Source organism: Collinsella aerofaciens (assembly GCF_040915545.1).
Lineage (GTDB): Bacteria > Actinomycetota > Coriobacteriia > Coriobacteriales > Coriobacteriaceae > Collinsella > Collinsella aerofaciens_BE.
This window is the reverse complement of the sequence record NZ_JBCPDH010000025.1, coordinates 1-16,282: the sequence shown is the minus strand read 5'-3', so window position 1 is coordinate 16,282 and position 16,282 is coordinate 1. Positions and strand designations below refer to the sequence as shown.

At 56.6% G+C, this 16,282-nt stretch carries 14 protein-coding genes and 4 tRNA genes; 3 read left to right on the top strand and 15 right to left on the bottom strand.

Annotated elements, in window-relative coordinates:
* The 7 genes from AB5202_RS07920 to AB5202_RS07890 form a co-directional block, all read right to left on the bottom strand.
* A complete protein-coding gene (locus tag AB5202_RS07920; protein WP_368144163.1) occupies positions 1–963 on the bottom strand; it encodes a pseudouridine synthase in 963 nt (320 codons plus the stop codon).
* On the bottom strand, positions 950–1,678 hold the full coding sequence (gene scpB / locus AB5202_RS07915) for an SMC-Scp complex subunit ScpB (protein WP_368144164.1): 729 nt from the start codon (positions 1,676–1,678) through the stop codon (positions 950–952). Before scpB ends, AB5202_RS07920 begins: the two co-directional genes overlap by 14 nt.
* Positions 1,679–1,689: 11 nt before the next feature.
* On the bottom strand, positions 1,690–2,499 hold the full coding sequence (locus tag AB5202_RS07910; protein ID WP_343000784.1) for a segregation and condensation protein A: 810 nt from the start codon (positions 2,497–2,499) through the stop codon (positions 1,690–1,692).
* An 84-nt stretch (positions 2,500–2,583) separates the two neighbouring features.
* The gene (locus AB5202_RS07905; protein ID WP_368144165.1) at positions 2,584–3,267 is read right to left on the bottom strand and encodes a site-2 protease family protein; all 684 of its coding nucleotides are present in this window, start codon (positions 3,265–3,267) and stop codon (positions 2,584–2,586) included.
* A gap of 9 nt (positions 3,268–3,276) precedes the next feature.
* The gene (locus tag AB5202_RS07900; RefSeq protein WP_055250169.1) at positions 3,277–3,573 is read right to left on the bottom strand and encodes a hypothetical protein; all 297 of its coding nucleotides are present in this window, start codon (positions 3,571–3,573) and stop codon (positions 3,277–3,279) included.
* The gene (locus AB5202_RS07895) at positions 3,560–5,593 is read right to left on the bottom strand and encodes an ABC-F family ATP-binding cassette domain-containing protein (RefSeq protein ID WP_368144166.1); all 2,034 of its coding nucleotides are present in this window, start codon (positions 5,591–5,593) and stop codon (positions 3,560–3,562) included. The genes AB5202_RS07900 and AB5202_RS07895 overlap by 14 nt, the downstream gene beginning before the upstream one ends.
* 75 nt (positions 5,594–5,668) lie before the next feature.
* Positions 5,669–5,741 (bottom strand) — tRNA-Ala (locus AB5202_RS07890).
* A 613-nt stretch (positions 5,742–6,354) separates the two neighbouring features.
* On the opposite strand from AB5202_RS07890, the gene AB5202_RS07885 reads away from it, so the two are divergent.
* Positions 6,355–6,430: transfer RNA gene (locus tag AB5202_RS07885), tRNA-Ile, on the top strand.
* A 210-nt stretch (positions 6,431–6,640) separates the two neighbouring features.
* Here the strand turns inward: AB5202_RS07885 and AB5202_RS07880 are convergent.
* The 7 genes from AB5202_RS07880 to AB5202_RS07850 form a co-directional block, all read right to left on the bottom strand.
* Positions 6,641–6,713: transfer RNA gene (locus tag AB5202_RS07880), tRNA-Ala, on the bottom strand.
* A 587-nt stretch (positions 6,714–7,300) separates the two neighbouring features.
* Complete coding sequence (locus AB5202_RS07875; protein ID WP_368144167.1) at positions 7,301–8,386, bottom strand: putative endonuclease domain-containing protein; 1,086 nt, start codon at positions 8,384–8,386, stop codon at positions 7,301–7,303.
* Between the two features lie 381 nt (positions 8,387–8,767).
* A tRNA-Val gene (locus AB5202_RS07870) sits at positions 8,768–8,842 on the bottom strand.
* A gap of 138 nt (positions 8,843–8,980) precedes the next feature.
* Entirely contained in the window at positions 8,981–9,742 is a 762-nt protein-coding gene (locus tag AB5202_RS07865; RefSeq protein ID WP_368144169.1) for a DUF3825 domain-containing protein, read from the bottom strand.
* Between the two features lie 781 nt (positions 9,743–10,523).
* Positions 10,524–10,823, bottom strand: a complete 300-nt coding sequence (locus AB5202_RS07860; protein WP_138112558.1) for a nucleotidyltransferase family protein — start codon at positions 10,821–10,823, stop codon at positions 10,524–10,526.
* Positions 10,824–10,850: 27 nt separating this feature from the next.
* A complete protein-coding gene (locus AB5202_RS07855) occupies positions 10,851–11,231 on the bottom strand; it encodes a hypothetical protein (protein WP_138112556.1) in 381 nt (126 codons plus the stop codon).
* A 205-nt stretch (positions 11,232–11,436) separates the two neighbouring features.
* Positions 11,437–12,300 carry a hypothetical protein gene (locus tag AB5202_RS07850; RefSeq protein WP_271761795.1) on the bottom strand — a complete coding sequence of 288 codons (864 nt, stop codon included), beginning with the start codon at positions 12,298–12,300 and terminating at the stop codon, positions 11,437–11,439.
* 282 nt (positions 12,301–12,582) lie between these two features.
* Here AB5202_RS07850 and AB5202_RS07845 point away from each other — a divergent pair, with 282 nt between their 5' ends.
* Positions 12,583–13,251, top strand: coding sequence for a hypothetical protein (locus AB5202_RS07845; RefSeq protein WP_368144170.1), 669 nt, complete (start codon positions 12,583–12,585; stop codon positions 13,249–13,251).
* Positions 13,252–13,319: 68 nt separating this feature from the next.
* Positions 13,320–14,474, top strand: a complete 1,155-nt coding sequence (locus AB5202_RS07840; RefSeq protein WP_368144172.1) for a hypothetical protein — start codon at positions 13,320–13,322, stop codon at positions 14,472–14,474.
* A gap of 340 nt (positions 14,475–14,814) precedes the next feature.
* On the opposite strand, the gene AB5202_RS07835 is transcribed toward AB5202_RS07840, so the two are convergent.
* A complete protein-coding gene (locus tag AB5202_RS07835; protein ID WP_368144173.1) occupies positions 14,815–15,921 on the bottom strand; it encodes a hypothetical protein in 1,107 nt (368 codons plus the stop codon).
* Between the last annotated feature and the right edge of the window lie 361 nt (positions 15,922–16,282).

Genomic DNA, 16,282 nt, shown 5'->3' with positions numbered 1-16,282 from the left:
CTAGCCCGTGTAACGCTCGCGGTAGGTGTTGCGCTTGGGCGCGGAGCCGTGACTGCCGTGGTGGCGCGTACGGGTCGCGGTGTTGGTCGCGGGCACGGCGCGCTTAGAGGCGGCATGCTTGGGCGGGATGCCGCCGGCCTTGAGGATCTGCACCTCGCGGTCGGTGAGCTCGCGCCACGAGCCCTTGGCCACGTCCTTGAGCTCCAGGCCGGCAAAGTTGCAGCGATGCAGGCGGATCACCGGGTGGTGGATCTTGCTTAGCATACGCTTGACCTGGTTCTTGCGTCCCTCGCGGATGATGACCTCCACGGCGGTGGTGCCGGGCTTGACGCCCTGGGGAGCCACGGCCTCGGCCTCGTGTGCGGTAATGACGTGGCAGATCGCCGGCTGGCACAGGCCGTCGTCGAGCTCGATGCCGTGACGGAGTGGTTCCAAGTCGCGATCGGTCAGGCGGCCGTCCACGAGCGCCTGGTAGGTCTTGTAGACGTGCTTGCTGGGGTGCAGCAGGTCCTGCGACAGGTCGCCGTCGGTGGTAAAGAGCAAAAGGCCCGTGGTGTCGCGGTCCAGGCGACCCACCGGGAAGAGCCCCGGAAAGCGGTCGCGCGGGACCAGCTCGGCCACGCAGGGGCGCTCCTGCGGATCGCTCATGGTGGTGAGGTAGCCGGTCGGCTTGTAGAGCATAAGGTACACGGCGCCCTGGTTGAGCTTGACGGGCATGCCGTCGACCTCGATATGGTCGCGGTCGACGTCGACCTTGGTGCCCAGTTCGGTCGCGACCTGGCCGTTGACGGTCACGCGGCCGGCGGTCATCAGGTCCTCCGAGCCGCGACGGCTCGCCACGCCCGCGCGCGACAAAAAGCGCTGCAGGCGCATGGTGTGCGGGTAGACGGGCTGAGCGTCGGTCGCGGGCACGCCCGTGGCGCCGGCGGTGTGCGTCTCCCCTGCTTCGTTAGTCCTCGTCATGCATATCCTCCGAGGTCTCATCGACGACCAGGGTATCCTTGTCCTCGACTGCCTCAACATCCTCAACATCGGTATCGATTAGTTCGCGCTCTTCGTCCAGATCCTCGGCCTGCTCCTCGAGCGTGGATTGAATGCTGCGGCCGCTCAGACGCTCGCGGATAAACTGGCGCGACTGCTCGTCGGGGGCAAACTGCTCCAGATCGGGCAGGTCGCGGGTGGAGCGCAGACCGAACTTTTCCAAGAAGGCGTTGGTCGTGCCGTAGATGATGGCCTGACCGCGCTCGGGGTCGCGGCCGAGCTCGCGCACCAGGCCCTTGTCCACGAGCGACGCGATAACGCCGTCGGAGTTGACGCCGCGGATGCCCTTGACCACCTCGCGCGTGACGGGCTGGTGGTAGGCGATAACGGCCAGGGTCTCGAGCGCCGCCTGCGACAGCTTTTGCGTGTCCCAGCTCAGCACGTAGGCCTCGACCACATCGTGGTAGGCGGGATGTGTGAACAGGCGCCAGCCGCCGGCGACCTCGCGAAGCTGAAAGCCGCGGTTGGCCTCCTCGTACTCAACCTTGAGCTCGGCCAAAAGCGACGCGCACTCGCCCGGGGCGATATCCAGCGCACCTGCCAGCGCGGGCGCGCTCACGGGGTCGCTCGACACCAGCAGCAGCGCCTCGAGAGCGCCTTTGAGGCTGTTTGCCTCTAGCGTGGAAAGGGTTGACATGGTTGCCGCTCCTATTCAGTGAGCTCGGGGCCCTCGCCGGGCACATAGGCCTCGGCGCCCTCGACGCGATTGATTTGAATGGTTCCAAAGATCTCGTCCTGGCTCAACGTAAGCGAGCCGCGCTTGGCGAGCTCGAGCATGGCCAGGAAGGTGACAACGAGCTGCTCGGTGGTGGCGTCGCCGTCCAACAGCTCGCGGAAGGTGCAGGTTTGGTGCGCCATGGTAAAGCGGTCGACCGAGGCCACCGTCAGGTCGAGCGGCACGCGATGCGGAGCCACGTGCTCGGCCTCCAGCAGGAAGGTCTGGCGCTTGCCGTCCAGGTCGGCGCAGATGACGGCCAGGCCGCGCAGGGTAATGCCGGCCAGGTAGTCGGGCATAAGGCCCAAAAACTCGGGGTCGGGGCCGGCCACGCGCGGATGCATGCGGCTCTCGGCCTGCATGCGCGCGCCAAGGGCCGCCGCCGCACCCTTAAACTGCTTGTAGGCGATCAGGCGCTGGATCAGGACCTCGCGCAGGGCATCGCCGTCGAGCGCGCTGAGTTCCTCGAGGTCTTCGTCGTCCTCGTCATCGTCGACGGATTTGCTGGGGGCCTCCTGGGGTACCAGCGAGGCAGCCTTGATGTCCAAAAGGGTTGCCGCGACCAGCAAAAAGTCGCTCGCCACATCCAGGTCCAGCGCCTCGATGCGCTCGACCTCGGCCAGGTATTGCTCTGCCACCTCGCTGATCGAGATGGCGCCGATATCTACTTTTTGGCGGGTTACCAGCTGCAGCAGCAGGTCGAAAGGTCCGCTGTAGACCTGCGTCGACACGCGATACGACATCTTCGACCTCCTTTGACGGCGCCTTCGCGGCGCGGTTTGAGTGCATGTTGCGACCGTTTTGCACGGTCGACCTGTAAGTTTACCCTAGATGCCGGCAATTGCGAAGTTGAGCAGGTGCTCAGCCAGCGGATACACGGTAACGTCGAAATAGCGGCCGATCACGTCGATGCCGGTCCACATGGGCAGCAGGTATAGCACGATGATAAGGATCGGCATGGCGTATTGCTGCAGACGATAGTAGTTGGCGAGCGCCTTCCCTTTGAGGAACGGGACGATAATCGACGAGCCGTCGAGCGGCGGAATCGGGATGAGGTTAAAGAACGCGAGCGACAGGTTGACCACGATAAAGGTGGCGCCGAAGTTCATGATTTGGGAGGCCACGGCAAAGGACATGCTGGCATAGAGGTTGACATACGCTGCGTGCATGAGAGCAGCTGCAAGGCATGCTAGTGCGATGTTCGATGCGGGGCCGGCAGCGCTCACCAGGACCTCGTCGCGCTTGGGGTGCTTGAGGTTGTTGAGGTAGACGGGCACGGGCTTGGCAAAGGCGAACACCGGGCCACCGGCGGCAAGCATCAGCAGCGGTAGGAGAATGGTGCCAAACGGGTCGATGTGGTTGAGCGGGTTGAGCGAGACGCGGCCGCGCGAGCGGGCTGTCTTGTCGCCGAGCGCCCAGGCCGCGGCGGCGTGCGCGCTCTCGTGGATCACGATGCCAACGATGACGGCAACAGCGCTGGCGACCAGGTTCATGAGGTAGCTGCTGGACATGCCGATCCCCTAGCGGACGCGGCGCGAGGCGCGCGTGAGCAGGTAGTCGGCCACAAACAGGATAACGGCCACGATGGCGTAATCCAGGCGGAACACGCCGCCAAAGGGCGATGTGATGACGCCGTATCCGGCGATGGCGCTCGGCAGCGCGCGCGAAAGCTCGACGACAAAGCCCACGATCTGCAGCTTGGCGGTGAGGCCGCTAAAGCACAGCAGCACGGTCATCGCGCTCATAAAGATGCCGCAGATGCGACAGGCGATGGCGATGATGCTCATCGCCACGGCGGTGGCTTTACGAGAGTTCACGCGCGGTCTCCTCTTCGATCTGGGTGGAAAGCTCCAGCCATTCGTCCTCGAGCTTGGGCAGCTCTTGCTTAAGGCCGTTATATTCCCCCAGCGCGGCGTTGAACTTGTCCTGATCGGCATAAAGTTCTTCGCTTGCCATCAATTCCATAAGCTCGTCATAGCGGGCACGCTTCTTGTCGAGCTCCGTCTCGATCTTCTTGAGCTGGTTGCGCACGCCCTTGAGCTTTTTGTTGAGCGCGGCGCGGGCCTGGGCCTCGGCGCGCTTTTGCTCCTTGGTCTTTTTGCCCTCGGCCGGTTTAGGCGCCGCGGCGGGCGCATTGGGCTGGGCCGTAGTGACCTTGGCGGACTTGGACGCAGTCGATGCGCTCTCCCCTGCTGCCTCGGCGGCGGCGCGGGCTGCAAGGTCCTCGCGCTTGTAGAGGTAGTAGTCGTAGTCGCCGTCGTAGACCGTGACCTTGCCGTCGCGGATGTCGATCACACGGTTGGCCACGGCGCGGACCAGGTGCTCGTCGTGGCTGATCAGCACGATGGTGCCGGGGAAGTTTTGCAGGGCGTTCTCGAGCATGTCAACCGAGTCGATGTCCAGGTGGTTGGTGGGCTCGTCCAGGCACAGGAGCGCCTCGGGGGCCACGAGCATCTTAGCCAGGGCCAGACGTGCCTTTTCACCGCCGGAAAGGACGCGTACCTGCTTTTCGATGGAATCGTTGTCGCTAAACAGGAAGGCACCCAGCAGGCTGCGCTGCTGCGGCACGGTCCACTTGGGCGTAACGGTGTCGATTTCTTGCAGGACGGTGTTGGACTCGGTCATGCCCTCGAGCGCGTGCTGGGCGTAGTAGGCCACGCCCACGTTGGTGCCCAGGTCGCGGGTGCCGGTGGTGGGCGGCTCCAGACCGGCGAGGATCTTCATGAGCGTGGACTTGCCGGCACCGTTGGGGCCGACAAGCGCCACGTGCTCACCGCGGTAGAGCTTGAGGTCGATGTCGCTGTAGATGTGCTTGTCGCCGTAGGACTTGGAGACACCCTCCAGGCCCACGACCATGTCGCCGGAGCGCGGCGGGTCAGGGAACTTAAAATCGATGTGCTTGTGGCCCTCGGGCAGGATGACGAGCTCCTTTTTGATCTGCTCGATCTTTCGGATGCGCTCCTGAGCCTGGGCAGCCTTGGTGGGCTTGTAGCGGAACTTGTCGACGAAGACCTGCATGTGGGCGATGTCGCGCTCCTGGGCGGCGCGCTTGGCGCGCATCTGCTCCAGGTTGTCCTCGCGCTGCTTGAGGTAGCTGCTGTAATTGCCGGTGTAGGTGGTTACGCGACGGTTCTCGAGCGCGGCGACGTGGTCGACGCAGGCGTCCATGAAAGCGCGGTCGTGGCTGACGATGAGGACGGCGCCGTCGTAGTTGGCGATAAAGCCACGCAGCCACTGGACGCTTTCGAGGTCCAGGTGGTTGGTGGGCTCGTCCAGGAGCAGCAGGTCGGGGTGGCGCAGGAAGAGCTTGGCCAGCGCGATGCGCATCTGCCAGCCGCCCGAGAACTCGGAGCACGGGCGCTCAAAGTCGGTGACCTTAAAGCCCAAGCCGGACAGGATCTTGCGGGCGTTGCTCTCGAGCTCGTAGCCGCCCAGGTGCTCAAAGCGGTCCTGGACCTGGCCGTACTCGTTGAGGAGGGCGTCAACGTCCTTGCCCTGCTCGGAGAGTTCGGTGATCTGGGCCTGCAGCTCGTTGGCGCGCTCGCCCATACGGCGGATTTCCTTGGCGGCGGCCATGACCTCGGCAAGGATGGTGGTGTCCTTTTGCTCCAGATTAGTTTCCTGCTCTAGGTAGCCAACCTGGCAGTCCTTGGCGTACTGGACCTGGCCGGAGTCGGGGCTGTCGATGCCCATGATGATTTTGAGCATGGTGGTTTTGCCGGCGCCGTTGGGTCCCACGAGCGCGAAGCGCTCGCCGGGGTTGATCTGGAAGGACGCGCCGCTAAAGAGGACGCGTGCGCCGAAGCTTTTTTCGATCTTGTCGACCAGGAGGATCATGGTGCCGCCTTTGACCTTGTGTTCCTATATGAAAAAAGGCCCCAACTTGCGTTGGAGCCTCATTCAATGCTCGGGTGGAGACGAGGGGGATCGAACCCCTGACCTCTTGACTGCCAGTCAAGCGCTCTCCCAGCTGAGCTACGCCCCCGTGCGAAAAAGTACTATACGGGAACTCGGACGGCGATGCAAGGACATTTTTGGAAAAACTTTCGCCCGCGCCGGGGAGGCCGGGTCAGCCCGCGGGGCACCCGGCCTCCCCGGCGCGGGCGAGCTGGCCGACTTGACGCGCGGAACACGACCCGCCCCGTGCAACAGGATTTTCCGTGCACCGCCAGTCCTATTATCGGGTCTGACTGCGAAGCGCCCCTCCCCTGCGCTTCAGAACCATGCCGGTTTACTACGATGAATCAGGAATGTCCGACCACGAACGCCTTTTCGCGTAACCGGCGGGCTCCCTACCTGCGGTTTTACAAATAGAGAACTCGCGGTGCTTGGGAGTCGCCGATCCGTCGTAGTAAACCGGCATGGTTTTGAAATGACATTAGGTTGATTTCACAGTTAAATGTGTTGGAGCCCTGAATTAATGGCCTTAACTTATTCTAAAACACGTCTTTTCTGCGACGCGCCTAGATTAGCTGTTGTTTAGCGTTGGGCTTGATCTTGCGTTGTGCGACTTGCTCGTGCATGGTAGTATTTCACGACGTGAAGCGAAGAAATTAGGCCTGAGTCGCCTTTGTTAGAATTGCATTCACCGTTCATAAGGGCTCTTGGCGCAACGGTTAGCGCAGGGGACTCATAATCCCTGGGTTCTGGGTTCGAATCCCGGAGGGCCCACCAGAGTATTTCGAGGCCGGGCATTACGCCCGGCCTCTTTGTTATTGGCGCTGCAGACCAGGTTTGCTATCCAGATACGTAAAGTTATTAACATTCATATTCGTAATTAACAATGGGTATGTCGCCAAGATGCTGCTCAGTCAACACATGGCGTAAATCGATAGATATGAAAAAAGGCCCCAACTTGCGTTGGAGCCTCATTCAATGCTCGGGTGGAGACGAGGGGGATCGAACCCCTGACCTCTTGACTGCCAGTCAAGCGCTCTCCCAGCTGAGCTACGCCCCCGTGCGAGAAAGTACTATACGGGAACTCCCCCGCCGATGCAAGGACAATTTTGGAAAAGATTTTACGGTGCGTGGAACGGCGCGGGGCCGAAGGGACACACGATGCCCGAAATAGCCCGCGGGGCGCGCCCCGCGGGCAGCGGCAAGCCCGCCGCCCTCCTTCCCGGGGCGCGCATGTCGCCCCAGGTGCCGCCGGCCAGAACAAAGCAATCCGCGGTGCTTCCGCGGGAGGGTTTCGTCTGAGCCCCTCTCCGCGCCTTCGGGTCAATTTACTGAACCGTGCGCAGCTCGCGCCAGCTGGTCGCTTCATAAACAGACCGGTTTACTGCGACGATTCCCGGATTTCCGACCACACGCCTACATTCGCAAAACGGGCAGGCATTCTACCTGCGGTTTTACGAGCGACGAATTCGGTGTGCTCAGCTACCCCCAATCCAACGTAGTAAACCGGCGTGGTTTTAAAATGGCACTTAATTACTGGCAGCATATAAAGTAGTAATAATGCTCACTTGAACAATATTACTTACCAATACCAAGCCAATTGCACAGAACGTTGGCTCGCAATCTGGTCTCAGCGCATCTCATCGCCTAGGTTTTTGGTTTGTAGCGCAACTCCAATCGCTCACACACACTGTGAATGATGGCATCAAGCTGATCGTGATCATTGAGCATGTCATGGGTTACAAGAAATACGTCGTATCCCATGCTTTGTAATGCTGTCATTCGTGCGGCATCGTGGTCCAGCACGGCGCCTGAACCATGGATAACCTCTCCCTGAAGTTCGATAAGCACAGCTTTCATTATTATTGGGTTTACGATGACGATATCGCCGTAACAGATTTTCTGACCTGCGATTTTTCGAGCTGAATTCGACAGCGGTGTTAAGTCGTTGACGTATATGTTTTTAAACTCCGCTCCGCCAGTACGCCTCGGAAGACTTAGCAACATGATTCCAGCAACTTCTAGCGGGGATGCCGCAATACCCATTACCTGCCGTGCGGCTTCGTAGAATTGTTTTCCCCACATCTCGCCCTTAACCTTCGCTGCAAATCTGTGCAGTTCTTCTATTTCAATAAGAGGCTTTCTCATCCAGAGCGATGTGCCTTTTCCGTTTGCTTTATTTCCGGATCCGTCATTCTGCTGCCCACTTTGATCATTCTCGCTGTCCTTCTGGCTCGCACGAGCATAGACTCGCTTCCATGGGGCCTCGTCTTGGGTTTCATCTAGTTCAAAAAGACTTTCTGTGGTGTACTGCTCTTCTTCTGATTTTGCTTGCTCAAGTGCCATGTCGACCGCGGGCGATGGTTTAAAAACCGAAAACCATCCGCAGAGCTCGTACATGGCCAGAACCAGGTCGCATGAAGAAACGCTTCGAGTCATGGTGAATAGCGTATGAAGAGGGTCTGTGACGCTAAAGCCCATGCCCGTGTCGATCGAGACCTTCTCTGTATAGGCGCTGTTCCATCGGATGGTACGTCTTGTCTCGGAATGTAGGTTGCTTCGAGTTGATGCTGCTGTGATGACTGGGGTCTTGAGGACGTCGGTTACGAATGGGGCTTGGGATAGAGCTCGCCAGCCTTCTTCGGAGTTGGGCAGGCGCGGGTAGAGATCGCGCACCTGTGGCGGGCAGCGCCAGTAACGGAATGCGGTGTTTGCGCAGACGATTTCGTCCATTTGCGCCTCCCCTGGTATCGTCCGTAGACCGTGCGGTTGTGGTCGTGGACGATTATCTACCGGGGCATCATGCGGGTAAGTACCGGAAGCTGACCAAACGCTGACCAAAAGCTTGACGAGTTCTGCCGAAAAACCGTCGTGTGATAGAAATCCGCTGGAAGGCGCTCTGGGCATGCGGTCCCTGTCTCCACATTTGCGCTCGAATCACATGGGGAGTTCAAAGAAAATACGGATGTGTTTTATACAAAACATGCAATGGCGTCATCAAAAAGGGCGCGAAAAAAATGACGCCTTATACGACTACGATTCGATTTTGGTGTCAACCTTGGTGTCAAAAAAGAAAAAGGTCAGAAGCTTAACACCTCTGACCTGTGCTTTAGATGGTGGGCGATACAAGATTCGAACTTGTGACCCCATCCGTGTGAAGGATATGCTCTACCCCTGAGCCAATCGCCCGTCGCCTTTCGGCAAAAGAGATACTAACATAGCCGTGCGTGGTTTACCAAGAACTTTTTGCTTCCGATTTTAAATTCGCGGGCGCAAACCGCGCCACAGCAATCAGGGCAGCCGACAAACCCCCAGCTAAACCACCCTTTATCGCTTGATCCACGAGGTTTCGGGTCGGCAGATAAGTCGCGCGTTGTTGTAGGCCATGTCGAGCGTGAGGCAGGTGCGCGCTGCGTAGAAACCGTCCTCGCGCTGGATGGTCAGCGCCAGCTCTGGCTTGTCGCCGGTCAGGCACAGCGGCAAGAGCAGCTGGATCCGGCCACCGTAGAACTGCGGCACCGCGAGCGTGTAGTTGGCGGCGGCGCGTCGGGCGGCCTCGACGACAGCTCCCTCAAAGGCGCGGCGCAGCAGCAGCGAGTTGCCCTCCCCCATCAGGCTGGCGGGGATGCGCGTAAGGTTCTCCTCGTCGCCCAGAATGTGGTCGATGTTGGAGCGGATGGGAAGGCGGTAGTCAAAGACCAGCTCGGAGGGGTCCTCGGCAAAGCGCACACGGCACGGCAGGTACTCAAACGAGACCAGCATGGGGTCGCTCTCTTTAAAGAAGCCCTTCAAAAACCAGCGCTGGCGCGCGTCGGGCTTGGTGTTGGGCTCAAACAGGCCGTAGATGGTCTCGTAGCGACGCGTGTACAGGCCGGTGTTGAATAGGCAACGGTCGTCGTCGAACACCAGCGGTAAGTTGGACGGGGCGGTCTGGTCCACGTCACGCTCGGTCAAGAACACCGCGCGGCTAAACGAAAACGACAGGTAGTTTTTGAGGATGCGGTTGCTGGGACCCCAGTCCTCGGGGTCGGCGAGATCGACCAAGCGGTCGTAGCAGGGCTCGGGGCAAAACGCAAAGTCGTATAACATTGCTGTACAGGGTGTTGGGGATCTCCATGTGGCTTCCAATCCATCTCATAGCTGGCGTGCGGATGCTTTGATTCTATACGGGTGACGGGTCGCCCGCGCCCACAATGCAACCGCGGCGCAACTCTTCGGCGAGTCCACTGGTCGTGCGGCTTCCGGAAACGAGGTCCTGGATCCAAGCGTAGTACTGGTTTCGTTAGAGCGATACCCGTTATCAGGCGCGTTCGACCGCCACCTTTGCTCCTGGCTCTCCGGCAGAGTAGATATCTCTTGGTATTAGAGGCGCCTCCAATCAATGCGATTGAAAGCGCCTTCTCCGCGAGCATTGTTTTGATTGCGTTGGTCGTGCTCTGCGACCAAGGTCTTCTCGGCAGGCTTTCTTTTGATTCCGTTGGTCGCGCCTTACGACCAAAATCAAAGTCAAGCATACAAATGAATGGGAAGAGCTGCAAGGCAAACCCAGAAGTCACACGGTCGCGCTAGTCGGCTCTCGGGATATGCCAGAAGGCTGGATAGTACCGCTATCCGTCGAAGGACAAAAATGGCGAGGTACGTACCTCGCCGATCTGGCACCTCCAAGACGGCCGTCTCTTTGGTGATTGAGTTTTCTCACATTTCAGGGGCATTTAGAGCTGCATTGATAAGGTCGGCGGAGTTGTCGAAACGACCTAGTTCTCCACTGGCAAAGAACGCATCCCCTTCGCGGATGGCCTCTAGGCTTTCGGCGTTAGGTTCTTTGGGAGGACAGGGCTGTAGGGTTGTATCCGTAAGCTCATCGTTTCGTTTATGTTGAGACATAAAGGCGTATCTCTTCCTGCTTGATGCTTTTGCGGAATGCTGGGCGCATGTGCTCTGGTGGGTTGGTGACGATTTCAACCTTTCGCCCAAGTTCCCTCTCGAGCTCATGGGAGAGTTCGTAAAGCGTGCCGAACGTCATGGCGTTGCCGCAGACTAGGCGCAAGTCAATATCGCTATTGGGCGTTTGCTCGCCTCGGGCAAACGAGCCAAATAAATATGCTTCGCTGACGTCGTATTGAGCAAGCACGCGGGAGGCGGCGGTGGATATGTCGGTAGGCGTAATCATGGGTTATTTGCCGTTCAACAGTAGACGTCAGGGGGCCAGCGCCGAAACCGCCGGTCCGGCTTTTTGCCGTTCTGCAAGCTCGAAGATAAATGGGGCGTTTGATCTAACGAACTCGGTCAAAAAATCCAGATCGTCAATAGAAAATCCTTCGACATTGAACCAATTAACCGCAGGCAAGAAGCATTCTGCATGGTCAAAGCCAAGGTCAACCGGACGCTCGACGGCTACGCGAACGGTCCCGTCATCTCTTGTCTCTGAGTAGGCAAACTGAGTGCCGTCATCAAGCTGAACATAGCTCCAAAACACGTCTACCTCCTTAGTGTTTATATCCGAGTATAAAGAGCAGACTAGATGGTTTGGATGCTCTTTGTAGAACGAGTTTGTCAAAAAGACATTTTTAGAATTCATGCAGACTCTCCGAAAAAGAAAATGCCTCCAACCCAAAGAGATTGAAGACATCTTCTCAGTGGACTTTCTTTTGATTTCGTTGGTCGCGCCCTACGACCAATTTCTGATTTAAGTATGCCCAAGTAATGAAGGAAATGAGTGAGGTATCGAAAATGAATTTGGCAGAATTAGGCAGAGTCAAATAACGAATGCCTCGTGTTATTTCTTACCCTTCGTTCGGAAGCAGAAGCTTGGTATATATCTGGAAGACAGTAAGAAGAAATAGGTCTTCCATGGTCTCGATTCTCTCGCCATCGAAACCGCCGGGGCACCCGTAGTCCTTATCGTTGGCCTCGTCACCAGAGCCGTAGGTCGCCGCGTACAATGCAATGGTCGACGCGAATCGGCAGGCCTCAATCTCGGAGCTCGATTCGAATTGATATTCATTTTTTAGATAGGAAATGGGGGCGAAGGAAGCATCCCTCGATTCGAAGGCCTCGGAAAGTACCTTACGGATAAGGTAATCGTACCCCGGGGTACAGCTATCAGGGGGCAGGAAGGAAGAGTCCAAGCACTCAGGAAGAAGGCCAACCCGAGGTGCTGGCAGTCTCTCCCCCGCATACCTTTCCAGACTGCGAAGCACGTATTTCCCATCATCATAAAGAACAGGTTCATCTTCTGGAAAGCGGTCACGGAGGGCGGCTTCGACTGCGGCGATGCAACGGACGAACAGGTCGTCCTCTCCCCTGACCCGCAAGTCAAGATTGCAGTATTTAAGAATCAGATTCTGCACCTCCGGCACAAGGCAGCAGAATTCCCAATACATCTTACGTGAATAATGGAAAAGATCATTGTGCATGGCGGCAACGGCGCATAGCGGAATCAGGCCTCTGTCGGCGTAATGCTTCGAGATGAATTCAATCGCTCGTGCCTTATTCCCTTCGGCGTGCCTACGCTCATCCCTCTCGTCCTGACGACGCTCGAATTCCTCCATGCGCTTGCTCTGGCAATACTGTACAACGGCGACGGCAAACGCCAATGCTAAAGAGATAACCGAGCATATTAATTCAGCCAACGTGTTCCTCTCCACAAGAAGTCTTCTACAAAATCCAGTAATCTCACGACTCCACTTATTGAGCAATTCTACGCATAAGACACTTGCTTTTATCAGAGCCATTTCATTATGAGCTTGTACGACTCTAGCGGAATAATTGGTGAGCTTATGGGGCTGGTTAGATCAAGTCATCTTTCGTCGTCGAATCGGCGTCATCTGACAATGCATGAGGAGAACGTTGATAGATATACACCATCGTTTAAGCTCATTGGATTAGTTCTGATAAGAAGTGAAGAATAGCAGCAAGGAGATGATTGTATGGTTCGGCGAATCTCTAAATCGGAAATTGCCGGCGCACTTGAGCAGTGGCGTGTTGGGTCATTAATCAAATTTGTTACGCAGAGAGTTTATGCGGAACAACTTATCCAGGGAATCCCCTACCTGCAGGCGATTGATGAATTTAGATCAAAAGAGGCGGGAGATGGAAGGTCTGATGCCTACGAGGGTCTCCTTACAAGTTTTATGTCTGTTGGTTCAAGTCGTGCAATTTACTGCATGACGGCACTTGAAGATTCGAATTATCAATTCTTCCTACAGAGTAAGGATGGGCGGCGCATTAAAGATGAATTTTCAAATAGTGGCGCTGCTGTTCTGATTAAAGACCCTGTCGAATTTTTGCTTCGCTTTCAGGAGGCGGAACCTGAAGGTATCAATTTCGGGCTGGTTTCTTATGACGGAGACATATTTGAGCCTGATGTAGCACTATCTAAGTTTAAGCAGGCAGCCGGTGAAAGTCCTTTTCACAAGAATCGTGCATATGAATATCAACATGAGTTTCGAATCGTCACTGGCCACGACTGCGATATCGACTTTGAACAGGAGGACTGGGATGGTGTGACGCACAATGTGTTCAACGGCTACATTCCCTATCAGGATTTGAGACTTGGCTCCCTTGATGACATTGCTGAATTGCTTACCTTTCAGTGAGCGTCTATCGACAACGTTAAAAGGCGCGAGTTGAATTATGTTTCACTTATAAGGGCGGAGGATCCGGCATGAGCAAGAACAAAAGCGACCAGAACGCGCACGAAGAGCAAGTGTTCAATGATGTTCTTAAGCTGTCGATGGTCTCGGGTGGTTACAAGAAGAAAGCTGCCTTGAAGGTGGGTGGATCTATTAACGCAGGCAGCGAGTGCCCTGATATTGTTATTACCCGCGAAAATGGATCCATTGTTGGTTTGGAACATTTTAGAATCGACCATAACATCAAACATGGTCGAAACGCTCAATCAAAATCTGCTGAGCTCACATCGGCGATGAAGGCTGACTATGAAAAGCTGGTGCCAAGGCTTAAAGTCGACAGCGTATCGTCGGAGGAAATGGCGAGTTTAGCCGCAAACTATGTCTCATTGGCCAAATATCATCAAAGCTGTGCATGCTGTGACGATCTGACGCGCTCTCTAGATGCCCGATTGTTTGGTGGAAAAACAGGTCATGCTCGCAAATTACCTAAATACCGCAATCACCTTACTGAACTTAGCGGTGATGATGGACGCATTGAATTGGGCTATTTAATTGAAATTCATTCAGATTTTCAGGGATTATTCATTCACGATGGAACAAGAGTGGCCCGCCTCGACAGTGGACAATGCCCACTTTATGCGGAAATTTACGATCTCCTTTTCAAGGCATCTTGCGAGGTCGATTGGATCCTAATAGGTTTTTACCCATGCCTGACTGACCAGATTGCGAATGCCGCCATCATAGATTGTCGTAACAATATGTTTAAGGAGAGCTGCCGCAGGCAGCGTCTTAAAAGAACGGAATATTTAGGTCTAGGTAAAACGGAACCCTTTCTCAAACAAAGCAGAGCCGGAGAAACAGAAATTGAGCTTTGCGCAGATAAGGTAAATTTCACAATCGAAAACCCCGCTGAAGGGATTTGCCCTGAGCTTCTATTTGGCACCGCGATCATTGATGCTGCAAGAGCATTAAATCTTGATAGAAGCGGTGAACCGTATACAGCAACGATTTCTGTTCAATTGATTTACGAACTCGTGCGGATGAGGAGCAAGGGGATTCGAGGCATTGTGACAATTTACGATGTTATGCGACTGCTTTTAGAAATTGAGTGGGCTGTATTAAAACAAGAGATTGACAGTTTTGGCGTACGGTACAACATTTCCGAAACACCAGACTTTTGCTTATAGACAATCCGGGATGTCACTAAGAAACCAGCTCATACAGCTCACCAATGAGTCCGGTTTAATATTTGCCCGCTTTAGCACCGTCGAATATTGCGAGGCAACTCTGGTGGTCTTTCGCTTGGGCACCAGGGTCGACAAAGATCCCGGTGCCCTTTCGTTGCCTTCAGTCTAACCTGCGACATTATTGAATGCTTTTCTCATTCATGTGGACCTGGGTCGCATGTCACGATTCAGCCCATGGTCGCGTCCGTATGGCCTCTGCCTTCGATAAGTAGGTGCCTATAGACAAACACGCAAATAGTCATACCTTGTGGATGTCTCTTTCTTCCAAATGGCAGCTATCTCAACAACGACATGCGGCAGCTAGAAGCACTGTAGCAAGCAGGAAAAACGTAAAGGAGACTGCGATCCAGTTGCTGTCGCCGGTCTTGGGGAGTGTCGCTGCGGTCGCGCTGGTGGCTTTAGGCTTGGACGGCGCAGGCACCGTGGTCTTGGTCACCCTCGTCTTGGTCGTTATGTTTGTCTTGGGCGACGTAGCCGCAGGCTTCATTGCGGCAACCGTCGTTGGCTCCGTACCGGGTTGCTCTGCAGCGGGACCGGCGCCACCATCAGGCGCGCCCGTCCCGCTGCCCGGCACATCGGACCCATCGTTCTCCCCCGCCGGAGGCATGGCGACATCGGGCTCAACCATCACATGCGGTGCCACGACTCCTGCAGCATCCACAACGCCACTAGTACCAAAGGTCCCGCCAGCAGGCGTCGCAAACCGCGCAGACACAAGCGACCCACCCAGACAAGCAACGCCGCCATCGGCACCGGTCGCATCGAGCCACGAGGCGTCGACGGAAAGCCGACAGCCGGCCGAACCATCGCCAAAGCCCGCATCTTGCAGATACACGCCGTAGGCGCGCACGCCCGCCCCGGACCCGGCGCCCGCGGCAACGACGCGCCCGCCGCCGCGCACGGCCATGTCGCCAGCGATCACGCCGGCGACCGCCTCGTCCGTAATATCGGCCCCATCTGCCCTGGCATCGACGGTGCAGCCGTCCACCACGAGCGACTGCGAAATGTGGATCCCGCACTGCGAGCCCGTCGCCTTCAGGGTCCCGGTGCCGCGAAGCGTCAGGTTGCCCCACACTTCCATGCCGCATAGCGTGATGTCCGCATCGGGCGCATGTGACTCCGTCACGGAGTTTTGCCCGGCAAGCGTCAGCACCAGGTCGCCGTCGGCGCCGATGGCCTCGCCCGCGTAGCCGTTAAGCTCAAGGTGGTCGGCATCGGTCCAAGCCCAGCCGGGGCCCGACACGCCCGGCTCGTAGTACGTCGCGCCCGCGATGATGAGGCTCTCAGCGCCCGCGGCATAAGAAGGCCCGCCCAGCAAAAAGCATAGGCAGGCCATGGCAGCGATCGCAATGTGATGACGGCTCGTGTGGGACTCGGCAGCAAACATACCCGCTCCGATCTTCGCGGGAGCCAATAGAATATGCACCAGAAAATGCCCTGGTGGCAGCACTTATTAGTTTAGCGAGATCGATGCAGGAGCAAAGAGAAATCGCGTGGGCAACTCCCACAATTAGGTGTAAATCGTTTTGCCAGTCGGTGAAAGGAAGAATCGGCTTACAACCTCCGTTTCGATTCTTCAAAAGCGCAGGTAGCATCCTTCAAATTGACAGCATGATACTCCGAAGTGAATCTGAACTTGCGTCAAGACATCTCAAGCAATCTGAATTTCGTGATCGCGTCGAAAATGTTGGTGTAAGGGTGACGCCCTAGCGCCCGTTTAACGAAGAACGGCCTTCGTCCTAGAATCT

Coding starts and splice junctions, on each gene's coding strand:
- scpB (WP_368144164.1), bottom strand. CDS start 1,678: ATGTCAACCCTTTCCACGCTAGAGGCAAACAGCCTCAAAGGCGCTCTC.
- AB5202_RS07840 (WP_368144172.1), top strand. CDS start 13,320: ATGAGCAAGAACAAAAGCGACCAGAACGCGCACGAAGAGCAAGTGTTC.
- AB5202_RS07910 (WP_343000784.1), bottom strand. CDS start 2,499: ATGTCGTATCGCGTGTCGACGCAGGTCTACAGCGGACCTTTCGACCTG.
- AB5202_RS07845 (WP_368144170.1), top strand. CDS start 12,583: ATGGTTCGGCGAATCTCTAAATCGGAAATTGCCGGCGCACTTGAGCAG.
- AB5202_RS07855 (WP_138112556.1), bottom strand. CDS start 11,231: ATGAATTCTAAAAATGTCTTTTTGACAAACTCGTTCTACAAAGAGCAT.
- AB5202_RS07835 (WP_368144173.1), bottom strand. CDS start 15,921: ATGTTTGCTGCCGAGTCCCACACGAGCCGTCATCACATTGCGATCGCT.
- AB5202_RS07860 (WP_138112558.1), bottom strand. CDS start 10,823: ATGATTACGCCTACCGACATATCCACCGCCGCCTCCCGCGTGCTTGCT.
- AB5202_RS07895 (WP_368144166.1), bottom strand. CDS start 5,593: ATGATCCTCCTGGTCGACAAGATCGAAAAAAGCTTCGGCGCACGCGTC.
- AB5202_RS07865 (WP_368144169.1), bottom strand. CDS start 9,742: ATGTTATACGACTTTGCGTTTTGCCCCGAGCCCTGCTACGACCGCTTG.
- AB5202_RS07905 (WP_368144165.1), bottom strand. CDS start 3,267: ATGTCCAGCAGCTACCTCATGAACCTGGTCGCCAGCGCTGTTGCCGTC.
- AB5202_RS07920 (WP_368144163.1), bottom strand. CDS start 963: ATGACGAGGACTAACGAAGCAGGGGAGACGCACACCGCCGGCGCCACG.
- AB5202_RS07875 (WP_368144167.1), bottom strand. CDS start 8,386: ATGGACGAAATCGTCTGCGCAAACACCGCATTCCGTTACTGGCGCTGC.